Origin of the sequence: Streptomyces sp. NPDC002328, from assembly GCF_042890065.1 — a bacterium.
Lineage (GTDB): Bacteria > Actinomycetota > Actinomycetes > Streptomycetales > Streptomycetaceae > Streptomyces.
The window spans coordinates 297,448-314,833 of sequence record NZ_JBIARQ010000008.1 but is presented as its reverse complement, the minus strand read 5'-3'; the positions used below and the strand labels follow the sequence as shown (position 1 = coordinate 314,833).

At 73.6% G+C, this 17,386-nt stretch carries 18 protein-coding genes and 2 pseudogenes; 15 read left to right on the top strand and 5 right to left on the bottom strand.

Going from position 1 to position 17,386, the window contains the following annotated elements; all coding sequences use genetic code 11:
- Positions 1-86: 86 nt before the first annotated feature.
- Entirely contained in the window at positions 87-485 is a 399-nt protein-coding gene (locus tag ACFYX4_RS22300) for a Tn3 family transposase (RefSeq protein ID WP_389335853.1), read from the bottom strand.
- Positions 445-678, bottom strand: coding sequence for a hypothetical protein (locus ACFYX4_RS22295; protein ID WP_389335849.1), 234 nt, complete (start codon positions 676-678; stop codon positions 445-447). Before ACFYX4_RS22295 ends, ACFYX4_RS22300 begins: the two co-directional genes overlap by 41 nt.
- A gap of 17 nt (positions 679-695) precedes the next feature.
- Here ACFYX4_RS22295 and ACFYX4_RS22290 point away from each other — a divergent pair, with 17 nt between their 5' ends.
- The 4 genes from ACFYX4_RS22290 (at position 696) to ACFYX4_RS22275 (ending at position 3,893) form a co-directional block, all read left to right on the top strand.
- A complete protein-coding gene (locus ACFYX4_RS22290; protein ID WP_389335949.1) occupies positions 696-881 on the top strand; it encodes a hypothetical protein in 186 nt (61 codons plus the stop codon).
- An 86-nt stretch (positions 882-967) separates the two neighbouring features.
- Positions 968-1,546 (top strand): TetR/AcrR family transcriptional regulator, encoded by a 579-nt coding sequence (locus ACFYX4_RS22285; protein WP_389335846.1) that lies wholly within the window; start codon positions 968-970, stop codon positions 1,544-1,546.
- A gap of 112 nt (positions 1,547-1,658) precedes the next feature.
- A complete protein-coding gene (locus tag ACFYX4_RS22280) occupies positions 1,659-2,972 on the top strand; it encodes a hypothetical protein (protein ID WP_389335843.1) in 1,314 nt (437 codons plus the stop codon).
- Positions 2,973-3,011: 39 nt separating this feature from the next.
- Positions 3,012-3,893, top strand: coding sequence for an alpha/beta fold hydrolase (locus ACFYX4_RS22275; protein ID WP_389335840.1), 882 nt, complete (start codon positions 3,012-3,014; stop codon positions 3,891-3,893).
- A gap of 271 nt (positions 3,894-4,164) precedes the next feature.
- Here the strand turns inward: ACFYX4_RS22275 and ACFYX4_RS22270 are convergent, their stop codons facing one another.
- The gene (locus tag ACFYX4_RS22270; protein ID WP_389335837.1) at positions 4,165-5,070 is read right to left on the bottom strand and encodes an NADP-dependent oxidoreductase; all 906 of its coding nucleotides are present in this window, start codon (positions 5,068-5,070) and stop codon (positions 4,165-4,167) included.
- A 149-nt stretch (positions 5,071-5,219) separates the two neighbouring features.
- Here ACFYX4_RS22270 and ACFYX4_RS22265 point away from each other — a divergent pair, with 149 nt between their 5' ends.
- Together ACFYX4_RS22265 and ACFYX4_RS22260 are read left to right on the top strand one after the other, a co-directional pair.
- Positions 5,220-5,585 (top strand): MerR family transcriptional regulator, encoded by a 366-nt coding sequence (locus ACFYX4_RS22265; RefSeq protein WP_389335834.1) that lies wholly within the window; start codon positions 5,220-5,222, stop codon positions 5,583-5,585.
- A 400-nt stretch (positions 5,586-5,985) separates the two neighbouring features.
- A complete protein-coding gene (locus ACFYX4_RS22260) occupies positions 5,986-6,279 on the top strand; it encodes a hypothetical protein (RefSeq protein ID WP_389335831.1) in 294 nt (97 codons plus the stop codon).
- A 288-nt stretch (positions 6,280-6,567) separates the two neighbouring features.
- On the opposite strand, the gene ACFYX4_RS22255 is transcribed toward ACFYX4_RS22260, so the two are convergent.
- Positions 6,568-6,987: a nuclear transport factor 2 family protein gene (locus ACFYX4_RS22255; RefSeq protein WP_389335943.1), complete on the bottom strand. Its 420-nt coding sequence runs from the start codon at positions 6,985-6,987 to the stop codon at positions 6,568-6,570.
- A 227-nt stretch (positions 6,988-7,214) separates the two neighbouring features.
- On the opposite strand from ACFYX4_RS22255, the gene ACFYX4_RS22250 reads away from it, so the two are divergent.
- The 3 genes from ACFYX4_RS22250 (at position 7,215) to ACFYX4_RS22240 (ending at position 10,507) form a co-directional block, all read left to right on the top strand.
- The gene (locus ACFYX4_RS22250; protein WP_389335828.1) at positions 7,215-8,606 is read left to right on the top strand and encodes an MFS transporter; all 1,392 of its coding nucleotides are present in this window, start codon (positions 7,215-7,217) and stop codon (positions 8,604-8,606) included.
- Between the two features lie 15 nt (positions 8,607-8,621).
- A complete protein-coding gene (locus ACFYX4_RS22245; protein WP_389335825.1) occupies positions 8,622-8,909 on the top strand; it encodes a hypothetical protein in 288 nt (95 codons plus the stop codon).
- An 86-nt stretch (positions 8,910-8,995) separates the two neighbouring features.
- Positions 8,996-10,507: an MFS transporter gene (locus ACFYX4_RS22240; RefSeq protein ID WP_389335822.1), complete on the top strand. Its 1,512-nt coding sequence runs from the start codon at positions 8,996-8,998 to the stop codon at positions 10,505-10,507.
- A 90-nt stretch (positions 10,508-10,597) separates the two neighbouring features.
- Here the strand turns inward: ACFYX4_RS22240 and ACFYX4_RS22235 are convergent.
- Positions 10,598-10,813: pseudogene (locus ACFYX4_RS22235) on the bottom strand (AraC family transcriptional regulator); the annotation flags it as partial.
- 2 nt (positions 10,814-10,815) lie between these two features.
- Between ACFYX4_RS22235 and ACFYX4_RS22230 the strand changes: the two are divergent.
- The 6 genes and pseudogenes from ACFYX4_RS22230 to ACFYX4_RS22205 all read left to right on the top strand — a co-directional run.
- Positions 10,816-10,986: pseudogene (locus tag ACFYX4_RS22230) on the top strand (cupin domain-containing protein); the annotation flags it as partial.
- The gene (locus tag ACFYX4_RS22225) at positions 10,983-11,702 is read left to right on the top strand and encodes an SGNH/GDSL hydrolase family protein (RefSeq protein ID WP_389335819.1); all 720 of its coding nucleotides are present in this window, start codon (positions 10,983-10,985) and stop codon (positions 11,700-11,702) included. The pseudogene ACFYX4_RS22230 and the gene ACFYX4_RS22225, both read left to right, overlap by 4 nt.
- Positions 11,703-11,835: 133 nt before the next feature.
- Entirely contained in the window at positions 11,836-12,018 is a 183-nt protein-coding gene (locus tag ACFYX4_RS22220; protein ID WP_389335815.1) for a DUF5302 domain-containing protein, read from the top strand.
- A 367-nt stretch (positions 12,019-12,385) separates the two neighbouring features.
- Positions 12,386-14,176, top strand: coding sequence for an acyl-CoA dehydrogenase (locus ACFYX4_RS22215; protein ID WP_389335812.1), 1,791 nt, complete (start codon positions 12,386-12,388; stop codon positions 14,174-14,176).
- 65 nt (positions 14,177-14,241) lie between these two features.
- Positions 14,242-15,117, top strand: a complete 876-nt coding sequence (locus tag ACFYX4_RS22210; protein ID WP_389335809.1) for a 4'-phosphopantetheinyl transferase superfamily protein — start codon at positions 14,242-14,244, stop codon at positions 15,115-15,117.
- 129 nt (positions 15,118-15,246) lie between these two features.
- Positions 15,247-17,358: a condensation domain-containing protein gene (locus ACFYX4_RS22205; protein WP_389335806.1), complete on the top strand. Its 2,112-nt coding sequence runs from the start codon at positions 15,247-15,249 to the stop codon at positions 17,356-17,358.
- Positions 17,359-17,386 lie beyond the last annotated feature (28 nt).

Sequence of the window (17,386 nt, the reverse complement as noted above, 5' to 3'; positions counted from 1 at the left end):
GCCGGCCCTGGGGCGGGCACCGGCGTCGTCCTCGGTGAGGACGTCACGCGCATCGTCCATGGACTTCATGATGCCGACCCGGCCGGTCAGGCTGCCTGGCCAAAGCCTGCGGCGGCCGGGTCCGCCTCGCGCAGCGGGGTGAAGTCGACGTCCAGCTTCGGGTCGTACGCCTCGGGCTGGATGCCCAGCTCGTGCGTGCTGTACTCGCCGAACCGGTTGATGTGCTCGGTCAGGTACGGCGAGATGTGCGCCAGGTCCTCCGGCTCGATCGTCCAGCCCTCTTCCAGCAGCTGGCGGACGATCTCGGCGATGTCCAGGGCGTTGTGGAAGATCACCGCGTTCGTGGGCAGCGCGTTGAATCTGGTTGAACAGCGTGGTGCCGGCGCCGGCGCACCCTGGTCACCGCTCGCCGACACCGTCTCAGCGGCACCCGTGGCAACGCGGTCAACATCCGGCTGTGCCGTCCCCCACTGCTGCGCCCACATGGACGGGCATGACGGCAGGCGCACCAGGGCGGGTCACTCCGGCGACCTGCCGCTCGGCAGCGGGCACGGAGAGGGAGGGGATGATGACCCGGCCGGTGGCGCGCGAGGCCTCGATGTACAGGCCGGTGAAGAAGGGATCCGCGCGGAACAGGGCGCCCAGAGCGGTGTGGTCCAGGACAGCTGTCAGGTTCATGCGGCGGCGTCGCCCTGATGGGCGCGGATCTTCGCCCAGGCGTCCTGGCCGGCCTGCTGGACCTCGACGGCGGGGTCAAGCCGGAGATGGTGGCGACCGACAACGCCTCGTACTCGACGTTCAACATCGAAGCCGGCGTTTCCGGGCATGGTCTGCGCCCGCTGCGCGACCCGGACGCCGCCGGGGACGCCGACGACGAGTAGCCGTGAGGCCGGCCTGCGGGTCAGCACATGGTCAGGCCGCAGCCCCCTTTCTTGAGCGTACGATCCAGATAGGTTACGGTGGAGCCATGGCGAGGACCCGGGAGTTCGACACTGAGGCGGCGCTGAGCCGCGCCATGGAACTGTTCTGGATGCGCGGGTATGAGGCCACTTCGGTTCGCGACCTGACCCAGCACCTGGGGATCGGGCAGGGATCCCTGTATGCCGCGTTCGGCGACAAGGAGGGCCTGTACCGGGCGGCGCTGGAGCACTACCGCACCACCCTCGCGGCGGCCGCCCTGCGCAGCCTGGAGGAGGGGGCGGATGCCCGCTCCTCGATCCGTACGATGCTGGTCGAGCGGGTCCGGATCGCCGTGGAAGACGACGGCCGGGGCTGCCTGGCGGTCAATGCCGCCTGCGAGCGCCTGCCGAAGGACGCTGTGATCCGGCGCACCGTGCGGGACATGCAGGACGCCAGTCGGGACGCGCTCGCGGAGGTGCTGCGGGTCGCGGCGGAGCGGGGTGAGATCGCGGCGCGGTACGACCCGCACACGCTGGCCGCCTACCTCGTCACGTTCCTCAACGGACTGCTGGTCTCCTCGAAGATCACCCCGGATGCCCGTGCCCTCGAACCCCTCGTGGAGGTCGCCCTGGCCGCCCTCGGCTGACTTTTTCATGCCCGCAAACTGTATCGAGCGATCCAAAAAGGAGGCCGGAGGCCGCACAGACACGCGATCCGGCGACATCCACCGCTACTTCATCGAGAACCGAGGAGGACCCGTGCCCCCCGCACCCACCCCGAACACATCCGCTCTCGGCGGCAGCCGCTGGAACACCTTCCCCGCCGCCGGCACCGTCCTGACAGCCCGCGATTTCTTCACCGCCACCGAGCCGCTGCTGCAGGGCATCATCGATGACAACGCCCTCACCAGCGCCGACGGCGAGGTGCTGGAAGACCAGATCCGCGCGACACTCGCTCTCGGCACCCGGGAGACCTCCCTGCCGCTGGCCCTCGGCCCAGACAGCGCCCCGGCAGCGCGCGAACTGGGCGCGCAGGCCGAGACGATCGGCCGGGAGCTGGCCTCCTGGGCCGCCTCGGCCCTGGAGAGGCTGCTCACCGACCGAATACCGCTGCCCGCGGGGCCGCTGGTCGTCCGCAGCCACTGCTACGGCCACCTGCTCACCCCTTTCTCGGCCGACCTGCTCCGCGGCCGGCGCGGCGGACCCGTCACCATGCAGCTCTACAACGAGTGGCTGCACCAGATCGTCCTGCTGCGCGACGCCCTGCTGCCCTTCACCAACTGGCAGGACGTCCCGCTCCGGATCACCCCGACCGGACTGCGGCACACCGAACCGGCCCGCGACGCGTTCCTCACGGAGCTCCTGGTCCGCCAGATCCGGCACACCAGCATCGTGGGCTTCGCCCACCACGTCGTCACCGGCACCTCCGGCCCGGCCGGCTACGGCTTCGAGGCGGGCGGCGCCACCGCCCTGCCCGCCGTCCTCGGCCGGCCGCCCCTGACCGCCCCCCGGCACCTGCTGACCTGGCGCGCCGACCCGGCCGCCGAAGACACCGTCACGTATGTCGCCGAAGTGCAGGACTACTACGCCGCCCCCCGCACCCTCGTCGAGGACCTGCCGCCCGCCGACAACGCATCGAGGCCGCTCACCGCCCGTACCGTCACCGGGCCGGTCACCGACGGGGCCCGCACCGCCCGTATCGAGGTCACCCACGAAGGCACCACCGCTCACGTCGACCTCGGCCAGGCTCTGCGCGGCCACCGCTTCGCACACCGGCCGGACCCCGCCTCAGGCGACGCACACTCCGATGCCGCGCCCCGCACCGCAGCTGTGTGGTCCGCACTGCGCGCACCAGGCCTGGTGTGGACGCAAGCCGGTGACGTCACCCTGGACGCCACCGGCCAGGACGACCTCGTCGTACTGGCCCTGCTCGGCCGGCTCTACCCGGAAAACGTCACCCTGCGCCCCGTCGGCCGTTCCGCTGACCGGACAACCCCGGACGGCAGGACAACCCCGGACGGCACCGGGCCGAGCCGTCTGGTGACCCTCGTCGACCCTCCGCAGGCCCACTGACACCCGCGTCGCGAAGTCCACCAGGAAGGTGGGAAAAACATGATGTCCGACCATGAAGGAACGCCCGTCCGCACGGGCCGAGCCGCCGTCAACGGAACGAGTCTGCACTACCGCACAGCAGGGTCTGGCCCTGCGGTGGTGCTCCTGCACGGCGTGCCCAAGACCGGCTACCACTGGCGCCACCTCGTTTCGAAGCTGACGCCCCACTACACCGTCGTCGTCCCGGACCTTCGCGGTCTCGGCGACTCCGCCCGCCCCCCGGACGGCTATGACTCCGAGACGATGAGCGACGACATCGCCGAGCTGATGACCCACCTCGGACACGAGACATACGCCGTGGCGGGCGAGGACTGGGGAGCGGTGATCGGCTACCAGCTCGCCGCCCGCCACCGCGACCACGTCACCGCTCTCGTCTTCGCCGAGGCGCTGTTCCCCGGATTCGGCTTCGAGGACCACACAGCCCTCACCCCCGAGAACGTCTCCAGCGGCATGCACCTGTGGCATCTGGGCTTCTACTTCCAGCCGGACGTACCCGAGATGCTGATCGCCGGACACGAGCGCGAGCTGATCACCTACATGATCAAGTCCGAGCGCAGCCACCCCGACAGCGCCACCTCCGACGCGGTCGAAGAATACGTGCGCTGCTACTCCATGCCCGGTGGCATCCGCGCGATGCTCTCGATCTACCGGGCCATGCTCGTCGACGCCGAACAGAACCGGCAGGCCGCGCAGAAGAAGCTGGACATCCCGGTTCTGGCGCTCGGCGGATCCGCGTTCATCGGCGACCGCAACGAGTCCCAGATGCGGCTCATGGCCCACGACGTCACTGGACACGTCTTCGACGCCGGCCACGATCTGGCGGAGGAAGTGCCCGACGAGATGGCCGACGTCGTCCTGCCGTTCCTGGCCGCGCACCGGTAACCGCACCCGGCCGCTGAAGTCGGCGAGCTGAAGCGGCCCGGCAGGGTGAGTACGTCCTGACGGGACAGCTCGACCTCGTCGCCCAAGGGCTCGGAGTCAGTGAGGGTTTTCAGGGTGGCCCCCGGACGGCTGACGGCGGGACCGTGGGCAACGGACAGGGCTCCCGTGCCGTTGAGAGAGGCGTCTGGGTCTCAACTCTCCAGCTCAGGAGCCCTGTTGGTCCCGTATCCTGCTGGCCGGACAGGGGCGGCGGCTGGGGGGCGGGGCGGGTTCAGATGCGGACCACGATCTTTCCTCGGGTGTGTCCGCGTTCGGCGTGTGCGTGCGCCTGCGCGGTCTGTGCGAGCGGGTAGGTTCGCTCGATGCGCGGTGTGTAGCGGCCTTGGCGGCCGAGTTCGCCCGCTGCGGCGAGGAGCGTGGAGTCGTTCTCGGCGTTGGCCAGATGCGCGCCCAGGCGCTGGGCGTTGGCGTGGTCGGCGACGGTCGCCACGCGTGCGGGGTCGCCGGCGATCTCGATGAGGTCGGCCAGGGAGCCTGAGGCCGCGGTGTCGAGCACGATGTCGACGCCGTTCGGAGCGAGTGCGGCCAGGCGCTCCGCGAGGCCGGGGCCGTAGGTGGTGGGGAGGGCTCCGAGGGCGGTGAGGAATGCGTGGTTGCGTTCGCCGGCCGTCCCGATCACGGTGGCGCCCTGAGCCGCCGCGATCTCGATCGCGGCGCTGCCCACGCCGCCGGCGGCGCCCTCGATGAGCAGGGTGCGCCCGCGCAGGGGGCCGAGCGCCTTGAGCCCGCCCATCGCGGTCACGGATGCCAGGCCGGCGCCGGCGGCCTCCTCGTCGGTCCAGGTGGCGGGGGCGTGGGCCCAGGCCGAGAGCACGGCCAGTTCCGCGGTCGCGCCGGTGAGGCCGCCCAGCCCGAAGACGCGGTCGCCGATGTCCACTCCCTGCACGCCTGCGCCGATCTCGTCGACGACGCCGACGGCGTCCCGGCCGGGGATCGCGGGCAGCTCGACGGGGAGCAGCTCGCGCAGCGCGCCGGAACGCGCCTTCCAGTCGATGGGGTTGACGCCGGCCGCCGCGACGCGGACGCGGATTTCGCCGGGTCCTGGGTGCGGGTCCGGCGCCTGCTCCACCACAAGGGTCTCTGCCCCGCCGTACTCGTGATAGCGGACTGCGCGCATGACGTTCTGCCTTTCCACGCGGCCTGGAGGGGCCGTCGGTGAGATCGGTGGGATGCATGATCGGCGAGTGCCGACGCCCTTTACGCTAGAACCTGACGTCGGTGTGAGGTGCAAGTCGGGCGGGGGCCGCCCGCGCAGAGGGGGGCCAGTTGCGTATCGGTGAGGTCGCGGAGAAGGCGGGGGTGAGCGTCCGGGCGCTGCGCTACTACGAGGAGCAGGAGCTGCTCGAGGCCGAGCGCAGTCCCGGCGGTCAGCGTCATTACCCCGACAGCGCGGTCAGCCGCGTCCGGCTGATCCAGCAGTTGTATGCCGCGGGTCTGCCGAGCAGGGTGGTCCGTCAGGCGCTGCCGTGTGTGGACTTGGGTGAACCGCCCCCGGGGCTCCTGGATCAGATGGCGGCCGAGCGGGCCCGCATCGACCAGAGGATCACCGAACTGCTCGCTGTGCGCGATCGGCTCGATGAGGTGATCGCCGTCGCGCAGAGTCCTGATTCGGAGTGCTCTCACTTGTGGTGAAGGCTGTTGGCGGTTCAGGCGGCGCCGGCGGGTGAGCGCATGCGGGGTGGGTGAGCGCATGCGGGGGTGGGTGGGTGAAGTCGCGCTCGGTGGGCCGGTGTTGAGGATCGCCCGGGGGGGGGTGCGGGTGGCCGCGGACGCGGTTCGTGGGTGGCGGCGGTGCTTCCCTGCGGAGCCGTCTTCTCCGGCCGGGCGAGGGGAACGCAGTGGTCGACCGCACTCGTCCGGGCCGGCGGTACCAGGGCCTTGCCGGCCTGGCGGGTGCCGAGCTCCAGGGCGTCGCGCGGCCGTTCAGGTCGGTGGGACAGCAGGCCGGCCTGGCTGGGGCGGCGGCCAGGCGGGCGGCGTTGAGCCCTGTTCCTCACGGGGCAGACGGCGGATGCGAAAGAAAGGCAAGGACATGCACGAAGGCGGTGCGGCTGCGGCTCTCGGCGCCGTCGTGACGGCGCTGGGCGTCCGGCTGGGCTCCTCCCACCCGGCGCGTGACGCCTTGCGGTCCACGGCCGAGGCCGTCGACAACGCCGAGCCGGAACTGGCTCTGGACGACCTGTGCCGCGTCATCCGGTTCTTCGGCGTACCCGTCACGCCGGAGGAGTACGACGCCCTGCGGGCGGTGGCCGAGGAGCTCTCGATGGCCGACGTCCTGGAGGAGGCGGACCTCGGCCCGCCTGACCCAGCAGGTGGTTCCGGCTGATCCGAAGGGGCCCGGTGGTCCCGTTCGGCTTCCTGGGCGACGGCGAACGTGCTGTGTGCGTGGCCTTCGGCCTTTCCTGCCGTCGGCTGTCCCCGGATCGTGCCGCGCTCTCGCGCTCTTTCGCCTGCCGGCGTTCAGCCCCGGCCTCGACTGCGTGGACCAGCGCTGGGTCGACGCACCGGTGCCGGCGAGCCGACCCCGGTGTGGGGTCGGCCTGCTTCGTGGCGGACGCGGGGTTCTTCTTCGCGTGCCTGTCCGATGCTCTGACGGGCGACTGGCCCCCGGGGGTTACAGGTTGGCGCCCCAGCCGCTCTGGATCATTGTCTGGAACGCCCAGGTGCCGTTTCTGCGGATGAGGATGTCGGCGTAGTCCATTTCGTGGGTCTGGTCGGCTGTGGTGACGGTGGAGTGGGTGAAGACCACGGCCATGGAGGCGGAGAGGAAGACGGGGGTGCGGGTGTTGTGGAAGGTGACCTGCTGGGTGCCGTCTCCCATGACGTGGGACATGGTGGCGATGAACCGGTCGCGGTCCCACTGGGCCGAGCCGGCGTCGCCCGTGGAGTCGTCGCTGATCAGGTTGAGCGGGAAGACGGCCATGTCCGCCATGTGTTCGATGTCGTTCTTGACGCAGTGCCCGTCGTACTCCTCGAACCAGGCGTCGAGGCCGGCGCGGTCCTCGGCGGTGGGGGTGTAGCCGGTCTGGGGCAGGATCACGCGGGCTCCTGGGGTGGTGGCAGGGGGGCGGCTCGATGGATCAGTGGATCAGGTGGATCAGTGGTGCTCATCAAATTTGACTACGTTCACGATATGGCCGTGTCCGGCGTGGGGCAAACGTCGGCGTGAGGGCGGGCGGCCCCAGCGGCGCTTCACCCGTTCTCCGGCGGGCCTTGGGAGTGTGGGCGGCGATCGTGTCGTCCCGCCCGAGGAGGCCGCCCATGACCGCGCAGGTCGCGCAGGTTGCGCAGGAGCAGGTACCGCGGACCGTGCCCGGAGCCCGGCGCCGGGGACGCGGTGCCGGTGCGCTGGCGGTGATCGCCGGCTGCAACGCGATGATCCAGCTCGACGACCCGATCGTGAACGTCGCGCTGCCCGGGATGCGCGAGGAGCTCGGGCTGTCCGCCGTCGGCGCGTCCTGGGTGGTCAACGCCTATCTGCTGGCGTTCGGCGGGCTGCTGCTGCTCGGCGGCCGGGCCGGGGACATCCTCGGCCGCCGCAAGGTGTTCATCGCGGGCGTCGGCCTGTTCACGGCCGCCGCGTCCCTGCGCGGGCTCGCGCCCTCGGGCGACCTGCTCGTGGCGCTGCGGGCGGTGCAGGGCGCCGGAGCGGCGCTCGCGGCGCCGAGCGGGCTGGCCCTGCTGCTGAGCACCTTCGCGGAGGGCGCCTCCCGCAAGCGGGCGATCGCCGTGTGCACGACGGCGGGCGCCGTCAGCACGGCCGGCGGCCTGCTCCTCGCCGGGGCCCTCACCGCGTTCGGCTCCTGGCGCTGGGTGCTCTTCCTCGACGTGCCGGCCGGCGTGGCGATCATGCTGCTCGCGCCGTTCGTGCTCGACGAGACGGCGCGCCACCGCGGCCGGTTCGACCTGGCCGGGGCGCTGCTGTCGGCGCTGGCCGCCGCCTTCCTGGTGTACGGGCTGGGGCGGGCCGCCGAGCGTCCGTGGACCGATCCCCAGGTCGTCGGCTGCCTGCTCGCCGGGGCCGTCCTGCTCGCGGTGTTCGCGGCCGTCGAACGGCGGGCGCAGCAGCCGATCGTGGTGCCGCGGCTGTTCGCCGGCCGCGACCGGCTGCTCGCCTACCTGGGCACGCTCGCCGTGCCGGGCGCGCTGATCGGCGCCTACTTCTTCCTCAACCAGCACTTCCAGCGCCAGCACGGCTGGTCGGCGCTCGCCATGGCCTGTGCGCTGCTGCCGCTGCCGGTCGCCATGGCCGTGACGGCGGGCTTCGCGGTGCGGCTCGAACAGCGCGTCGGCGCGCGGCGGCTGTGGGCGGCGGGCGCCTGCCTGCTGGTGACCGGCAACGTGTGGCTGTCCACGCTCGGGGCGGGCGACGCCTACGCGGCCACGGTCCTGCCGGCCCTCGTGCTGCTCGGCGCGGGCATGGCGTGCGGCGTGCTGCCGCCGACCGTGCTGGCCACCTCGCGGCTGCGCGGCGACGAGGCGGGCGCGGCCTCCAGCGTCCTGAACTCCGTTCAGTCCGTGGGGGGTTCCATCGGTCTGGCCGCTCTCGTCACGGTGGCGGCGCATGCCGGGGGGATGAGCGGCGGCTTCGTGGCGGCGGCGGGCTTCGCGGGATGTGCGCTGCTGGCGGCTCTGTTCGTGCGGGAGCGCTGAGATCGATCGAGACCGGTGACCGCTGGTGCCGGTGAGGCCGCTGGTGCCGGTGAGGCCGGTGGTGCCGGTGCCGGTGAGGCCGGTGCCGGTGCCGGTGAGGCCGGTGCCGGTGAGGCCGGTGCCGGTGCCGGTGAGGCCGGTGCCGGTGCCGGTGAGGCCGGTGCCGGTGAGGCCGGTGCCGGTGAGGCCGGTGCCGGTGAGGCCGGTGCCGGTGAGGCCGGTGCGGGGCTCGAGGAGTGCTCAGGCGTGGTTCGAGTGGCGGTGGTGAAGGTGGTGGGGGCTCGCCTGTCCGCGGGCGGGTGAGCGGAGCCCGTCGCGCGGGTGCGGGAACGGCGGGCCGTGCGCGTCCGTCCGCCGCACCCCTCACACCCCCACACAGGAGCTGACTAGTGACAGAGACACCGCGGGCCTCCCGGGGGCGATGGGTGGCGCTGGGCGTGCTGGGGTTCGCCTCCTTTCTGGACGGGCTCGACGCGAACATCGTGACCGTCGCGCTGCCCAGCATCCAGCGGGACCTGGACATGGGCTTCGCCGCCGCGCAGTGGACCATGGCCGGCTACGCCCTCGCCTTCTCCATGTTCCTGATCACCGGCGGGCGGCTGGGCGACATCCTGGGCGCCAAGCGGGTCTTCATGGCCGGCGTCGCCCTGTTCACCCTGGCCTCCGTCGTCGCGGGTCTCGCGCTGACCCCGGGGATGCTGGTGGCGGGGCGCTTCGCGCAGGGGCTCACCGCCGCCCTGATGCTCCCCCAGGTCATGGCGGTCATCGTCCGGGTCTTCGACCGCAGGGAATGGCCGCTCGCGGCCGGCCTGGTGGGCAGCATGCTCAGCGTCGGCAGCATCGGCGGGCCGCTGCTGGGCGGCCTGCTGACCGACCTGGACTTCATGGGCCTGGGCTGGCGCACCGTGTTCTACGTCAACGTGCCCGTCGGTCTTGCCGCGCTGGTCCTCGGCGCACGGTTCCTGCCGTCCTTCCGCAGCGAGGCGCCGCCACGGCTGGACCTGCCCGGCGTGGTGCTCCTCACGGCGGTCTCGGTGGGGCTGCTGTATCCGGTCATGCAGGGCGGTGAACAGGGCTGGCCCGGCTGGATGTTCGCGATGACGGCCGGCGCGGTGGCGCTGCTGCTGGTGTTCGTCGGGTACCAGCGCAGGCGTCACGCGGCGGACGGATCCGCCCTGGTGCCGCCGACGCTGTTCCGGCACCGGTCCTTCTCGGTGGGCCTGCTCGTGTCCCTGCTCGCCTTCACCGGCATCAGCTCGTTCTCCTTCGTGCTGACGTACCACCTCCAGTTCGGTCTGGGCTGGTCCGCCGGGGACACGGCATGGGCCATCGCGACGTGGCCGCTGGGCATCGTCGCGACGTTCCAGATCGCCTTCCGCCTCAGCGCCGGCCGCGAACGGCTGTTCGTGGCGGCGGGCTCCGTGGTGATGGCGGTCGGCTCGCTGGCCGCGCTCTGGTCCGTGCACGCCCGCGGCGCGGAGCTGACCTGGCCGTACGTGGCGCTGGCCGCGCTGCTCACGGGGCTGGGCATGGGACTGTCGACGCCGATCCTCGCCACGTCCGTGCTGGGCGACCTGCCGCCGCAGGACGCGGGCGCGGGGTCCGGGGTCGTCAACGCCACCACGCAGTTGGGCGCGGCCGTCGGCGTGGCCGCGGTGGGCGCGCTGCTGTTCGCGCTCGTCGGCGACGCCGCGGGAGCGCCGGGCGCCCGCGCCGCCGATTTCGGTTCGGCCGTGTCCCTGACGCTCTGGTACAACGTCGCCGTGTTCCTGCTGACCGCCGCGCTCACCCCGCTGCTCCCCCGTGGCCGCGCGTCCGCGCCCCCGAGCGGCGCGGCTGCGGCGGCCGGGCCCGAATCGGGCGGCGGTCCCGGAGGCGCGCTGGTGGGCGATCCGGCCTAGCCGGGCTGTGAAATCGGGCTTGCCCGTCGCCGACGAGCGCTTCTCGATCGTGCTCCTGAACGAGGCGGTCGCCGACCTGGCGGCTCGTACACCGTCGTGGTGAATCGCGACGGACCGGCGCATCAGACCGCCGGCCACGCTGCCGAATCGGGTGACCGTTGCCCCGTCGTCAACGCCCGCCGCCACCTCCAAGGGATCCGACAGGCTGATCACCGCGGTGAGCGCGCGGCTCGGCGGGCCGCAGTGCACCCCCGTCGGGAGCCCGCGGAGGTCGAAGCCGACATACGAGTCGACGTACTGCCGCAAGACTGCTCGGGCCGGGCGAGGCCACCGTCAACCCGGCCGGGGTATGGCACGTGGTCGACATGGAGGGGCCGACCTCCCTCCTGGCCATCACCGCGACCCTCGGCACCGGCCACCGTCCCCGGACCGACACCGCCGAACGCGCCGGCACGCCCAGCCCGGAGGAAGCGCCGTGACGACGCGCGTCGCGTGTCTCGGTGACAGCCTCACCCGCGCGCAGTTCAGCGTCGACTACCTGGATCTTCTCGGACGACGCCGCCCTCCCGGCGACGTGCGGCTCGCCCGTTTCGGCGCCAACGGCGACTTCGCCTACAACCTCTTGCAGCGCCTCGACGCCGTCGTCACGGACCCACCCGATGTGATCACCGTGCTGATCGGGACCAACGACGCCCGAGCGAGCCTTGCCGGCTACCCCGTCGAGCAGGCCATGAAGCGCAAACAGCTCCCCGACCGCCCGTCGGCCGGCTGGTTCCGGCAGCGCCTGGGAGCCGTCGTCGCACGGCTGCGAACGGAGACCGACGCGACGATCGGTCTGCTGTCGCTGCCGGTGCTCGGCCAACGACTCGACGGAGCAGCGGCACAGGCATCGCAGGCGTACAGCCGGATGATCGCCGAGGTCGCCGCCGCCCACGAGGTGGCCTGTCTTCCGCTCCACGAACGCCAGATCGAGGAACTGCGCCGAGCGGACCCGCCGCCGATCCCGTACCGGGAGGTGACGCCCGCAGCGGTCGTCGGCGTCCTCGTCCAGCACGCGGTGCTGCGCCGCAGCCTCGACACGATCTCGCGGCGGCGAGGTCTCGTGCTCACGACCGACCACATCCACCAGAACAGCCGCGGCGCCGCCCTTGTCGCCGAGGTCATCGACACCGGCCTGCTGACCCGCAGCGCGTAACTGGTTCCGGCGCCCGCGTAACCGGTTCCGGCGCCCGTCCGGTCACACCCCTTTCCTGGCTGAAATGCGGGTCTGCTCGTCCGGGAATTCTGTGTCAGGCTCGTGCCGCTGTTCATCGCATAAGGAGGTCCGTATGGCCGACGAGTCGAGCAGGGGAAAGAGCGAGGATTCGACCCGTGACAGGTTTCTCGCCGCGCTCCAGCGCAAGAACGACCTGTCGCGTGCCAAGGAGGCGCACGAGGAGGGCCGTCTCAAGGTCAAGGCCATGAGCGGTCCGGCCGGGAAGAAGCGCTACTTCCACCGGAAGACCGGCTGACCGGCCGGTCCCGGAATTCCTCTGCACGGCGGGCCGCCGTGATCCGGTGTCACCGGGTCACGGCGGCCCCTCTTTGTTTTTCCGGACGGCTGTCGCATTTCGGATTGAATTCCGGTCCAGTTCCGGTCCGGTTCCGTTCCGGTTCCGGTCCAGTTTCGCTTGAGGGCTGCTTGAAAAATGTTTGAGGGCTGCTTGAGAAAGGCGTCCCATGCGCTGGTGGCGGTCCGATCAGGCCATTTCTTCATGAAATCCGCTCCGACTGTTTTTCGAGCGGGGGTCCAGTCGGTCCTGAGAGGGTGGCGCGGTCCGGCACACGGGGGCGGGATCGAGGTGCACGGCCTGCGACGAAGGAGCTGACCACGCCGCCATGACCACCACGTTCGGGACCACCACGGCCGAGACCACCACGGCCGGGGCCGCCGTGGCCCCGCCCGCCGGCCGCGGCCGGTGGGCGGCGGACGCGACGGCCCGGGCGGCCCGGCTCGAGACGCTGCTCGGCGACCCGCACGACCCCGCCAACCCGCACGGCCTGCGCGCCCTGTTCGCCGCCGACGGCCGGCGCACCCCGCCGGCCGGGACCGAGGCCCTGCTCACCGAGGCCGGCCTGGGCGCGGAGTTCGTGCCCGCCGAGTACGGCGGACGCCTCACCCGGGCCGATCTCCTCGCGCGCGTGCTGCGCCCCGTCTTCCGGCGCGACGTCGCCCTCGGCTTCGGGCACGGCATCACCTCGCTGTTCGCCGTCGGCGCGGTCTGGGCGGCCGGCTCCGACGAGCAGCGCCGGGCGGTCGCCGCCGTGCTGACCGGCGGCGGGCGGGCCGCGATCCTGCACCACGAACTCGCCCACGCCAACGCCATCCTGCGCGACGAGTTCACCGCGCGCGCCCGGCCCGGCGGCGGTCACCTGCTCAGCGGCCGCAAGGATGTGGTCATCAACGCCGAGCGCGCCGACGTCCACGTCGTCTACGCCCGTACGGATCCGGCGCGCGGCGCGCGCAGCCACTCCGTGCTGCTGCTCGGTCCCGGCGGCCTGGCCGAGGGCACCGCCCGTCATCTGCCCCGGGTCCACACCCCCGGCATGCGCGGCGCTCTCTTCTCCGGCCTGGAGATCCGCGACTGCCCGGTGCCGGGCGGGGCCCTGGTCGGCCGGCCCGGTGAGGGAGCCGCCCTCGCCCTGCGCACCTTCCAGGTCAACCGCAGCCTGATCTGCGGCGTCGTCACGGCCGCCGCCGGCACGGTCCTGCACTCCGCGGTGCGGGCCGCGGCCGGCGGGCGCGGCGGGCGCCCGGCCCGCCGCTGGCTGCGGCCGCTCGCCGGGGTCTTCGCCGACCTGCTGGCCTGCGACAGCATGGCCACCGTGGCGCTGCGCGCGCTCGGCCTGCTGCCCGAGCAGGCCCATGTCTTCGCCGCCGCGGTCAAGTACGTGGTGCCCGACGTGCTCAGGGACGGCCTGGAGGAACTGGCCACCGTCCTGGGCGCCCACGGCTACGAGCACGCCAGCCCCGAGTACGGCGCGCTCGGCAAGCTCGTGCGCGACCTGCCCGTGGCCGGGCTGGGCCACGCCGGGACCGCCGCCTGCCAGGCGGTGATCGTCCCCCAGCTGCGCGCCCTCGCCGAACGCTCCTGGTTCGCCGAGGAGGAGCCGCCCGCCGGGCTGTTCAGCCGCGACGCCGAGCTGCCCGCGCTCGACTACCGGCGGCTGGGCATCGCCGGCGGGGGCGACTTCATGGCCGCCTCCCTCGTCGCGACGGCCGGCCGGCTTGCCGCCCACCGGCGCCTGGGCGGCCAGAGCGCCGCGCTCGCCCGGCTGGCCGAGGCGTTCGCGACCGAGCTGCGGGCCCTGCGGGAGGTCTGCCGCACCCTGCCCGCCCACCGGGCCGGCGCCGTCACCGACCCGGCCGTGTGCGCGCTCAGCGACCGCTACAGCCTCCTCGCCGGCGCCGCGGCGGTCCTCGGCGTCTGGGAGGGGCAGGACGGCGGCGACCCGTTCCTCGCCGACCCGGCCTGGGCCGTCCTCGCGCTGTCCCGCATCGGCGAGCGGCTGGGCCTGCCGGTGCCCGAACTGCCCGAGGGCTGCCAGGAGCAGGTGGTCGACGAGCTGCTCCGCCGCTACCGCTCCGGCCGCTCCTGCGACCTGGACGCCACGGCGTTCGCGTACTGACCGAACGATGCGCGTACCGAACGATGCGCGTACCGGCTGAACGGAAGAGTGGAAGGGTGCGAAAGGTGACGGAGATCCCATCGCGGACGGCCGGGTCCGCACCGCCCGGCCCGGCCGCCGCCGCGGACGGCGTGCACCGGGTCGCCGTCCCGGTGCACGTGCCCGGGCCCGGGGGGCCCTGGCATGCGGTGCGGGAGGGTATGCGGCGGCACGGCAATGCCGTGGTGCACACCACCTGGGGGCAGTGGCTGGGCGCCGCCGTCACCGAGCCCGCGCTGCGTCCCCTGCTGGGACGGGACTGGCAGCGCTACCGGCGCACCGGCGACCCCGCCGTGCGCTACTGCTTCGTCGCCTCCCGGCTGGCCGTCAAGTACACGGCCGCGGCGGCGCTGGACACCGACCCCGCCGGCCTCGACCTCGCCTACCGGATCGGCGGCAGGCCGTATCTGCGCGGGCTCGACCAGATCGACGTCAGCCTCACCCACACCGACGACCTGATCGCCGTCGGCATCAGCCGCAACGGCCGGATCGGCGTGGACGCCGAGCCCGCCGGGCGGCGCATGTCCTTCGAGCTGCTGCACGGCCACATGTGCACGCCCGCCGAGCGGGCGCGGCTCCAGCCGCTGCCCGAGGCGGAGCAGGCCGCCCAGATGCTGCGGCTGTGGACGCTGAAGGAGGCGTACACCAAGGCGCTCGGCCAGGGCCTGCGGCTGGGCTTCACGCAGTTCGGCTTCGACGCGGACGGCGGCGCGCTGCTCGCCCCGGACGGCGGCCCGGCGGCCCGCGGCGAATGGGCCTTCGCCACCCACCGGGTCCTGGGCCGCTACCTGCTCAGCGTCGCGTGCCACGACGCCGGTCTGGACAGCGCCCGGGACACGGCCGCGCACACCATGCTCGACGAGGGATTCATGGGAGCCGTGGCGGGCCTGCTCGACGGCTGACGGGCCCGCGGGGCACGCCGCCCACCTGGGGAAGTCCTCGCGAAGCGTTCCAGGGCAACTGGAGAAAACGGGGCCCGCCCCGCGGTCACGGCTAGCGTGCGGGAGACGGTGGACAGAGGGGAGGCGACGATGGCCGCCGGGCACTCCTCGTCCGTACCGCCGAAGGCACTGCCGCGCGAACGGCCGCTGTCCGTCGTCATCGACCTCGGGAGCCCGCCGTACGACGCGGCCGTCCTCGAACTCGACGGCCCGCTGGCCCCCGACCTGCTCCGGGCCGCCTTCGACCGCGCCGCCGCCGACCGTGAGAACGCCGCCTGGCGTCCGCGCGTGCGGCGGCACGGGCCCGCCCGGCACACCGTGCGGCTCACCGCGCACGACGCGAGCGGGCTGCGGGCCCCGCCGGCCGGCCTGCTCGCCGACCTGCTCACCCGTACCCCCGCCGCCGCGCTGCCGGCGCGCTCCGCCCCGGCGACCCCGCTCCAGCGCGAACTGCTGGCCGACGCCGAGGCCCACCCCGGCGCCGGACGCCAGGTCGGACAGCTCACCTGGAACTGGTACGGGCCCTTCCACCTCGAGCGCTTCACCGCCGCGTGGCAGTCCGTGTCCGAGCGCGAGGCCGTCCTGCGGGCCGCCTTCGGCGAGGGCCCCGAGCCGCCGGTCGTGCTGCACGACGGGGCGACGGCCGAGGTGGAGCCCGTCCCCCGGGGCGGCGAGCCCTGGCACGCCCTGGTGGCCCGCGACCTGCGCCGCGGCATCGACCCCCGCGCCCCGGGCCCCCTGCGCGTCACCGTGCTCGACGCCCGGCCCCCCGTGACCGCCGCCGACCGCGGCACGCCGTCCGCGCGCGTCCTGCTCACCTACCACCACGCGCTGCTCGACGACTTCAGCGTCCACCTGCTGCTGCGCGAGGTCTGCCGCGCCTATCTGGCCGGGGGACGGCTGCCCGGCGGCGACCGGCGCCCCGACTTCCCGGACTACGCCGGCCGGCTCGCGCACCGCGACCTCGGCGCCGCCCGCGACTTCTGGCGCCGGACGCTGCCGCCCGCGGCCCCCGGCGCACGGCCGCCTCACCCCGTGCCCGCCGCCCCGGGGCCCGCCGCCCTCGCCGACTCCGCCACCGGCCGCACCCGGGCGCGGCTCACCCGCGCGCAGACCGACCGGCTCGGCTCCTGGGCCGCGGCCTGGGGCGGCACCGAAAGCCTGGTGCTCCAGGCGGTGTGGGCGCTGCTGCTGTACCGGGAGCGCGGCGCGCAGGGCGCGGCGGCCGTGCGTTTCAGCGTCACCGTGTCCGGGCGCGGCGTCCCCTTCGAGGGGGTGGAGCTGCTGCCCGGCGCGCTGCGCAGCCCGCTGCCGCTGTCGGTGACGGTCGATCCCCGGGTGGCCGTCCCCGACCTGCTGGCCCAGCTGCGCGACAAGGCGGTGGACATGGCGGCGTACGAATGGGTGTCGGCCGGCCAGGTCCGTTCCTGGACCGGGGAGCACCACGGTGCGGGCGACAGCCTCGTCGTCTTCGACCGGCGGCCCCGGATGCCGGACGATCTGGTGTCGCAGTGCGCCGCCCAGGGCATCCGGCTGGGCCGGCCCGAGCTGCTGGGCGCGCGGACGGCGTTCCCGGTCACCCTCGTGGCCGATCACGGCGGCGACGGCGGGCTGGTCCTCACCGCCACCTGCGAGGCGGGCCGGCTGGCGAGGACCGCCGCGGCCGTGGCGTCGGGCGCTGTGCTGCTGCGGGTCTTCCCGGACGTCGCCGACGGGTGCACCACGGTGGGCGAGGTCCTGGACCTGCTGGCGGCGGTCGCCGGCACCGCGGGCGCCGCCGTGACGGCGCCGGTCCTGCCGGACCGTGCGGCTCCCCGGGCCGCCGCGCCCGAGCCGCCGCTGGTCACCTTGCGTCCGGCGGCGCGCCCCGGCGCGGGCGCGGTGTGCCTCGTGCGGACCGGCGGTGTGCCCCGCTCCCGTTACGACCGTGTCGCCCGCGTCTATGCCGGGCCCCAGGCGGTCGTGCTGCTGCGCCCGCCCGCCGGCGGGGAGTCCGGCCGCCGCACCGCGCTGCGGCGGCTGCCGGGCGGGGGCGGCCCGCTGGCGCTGGGGGCCTTCTCCGGCGGCGGTGCGGCGGCCTGCGAGACGGCGCGGCTCGTCGCGGCGGACGGTGGCCGCCCTCCCCTCGTGGTGATCACCGGCGGCACGGACGGCGTGCTCCTGGCCCGGATGCTCCAGGCCGCCGCCGAACGGGTGCGGTGACGTTGGGCGGGTGCGGTGACGCCGAGCG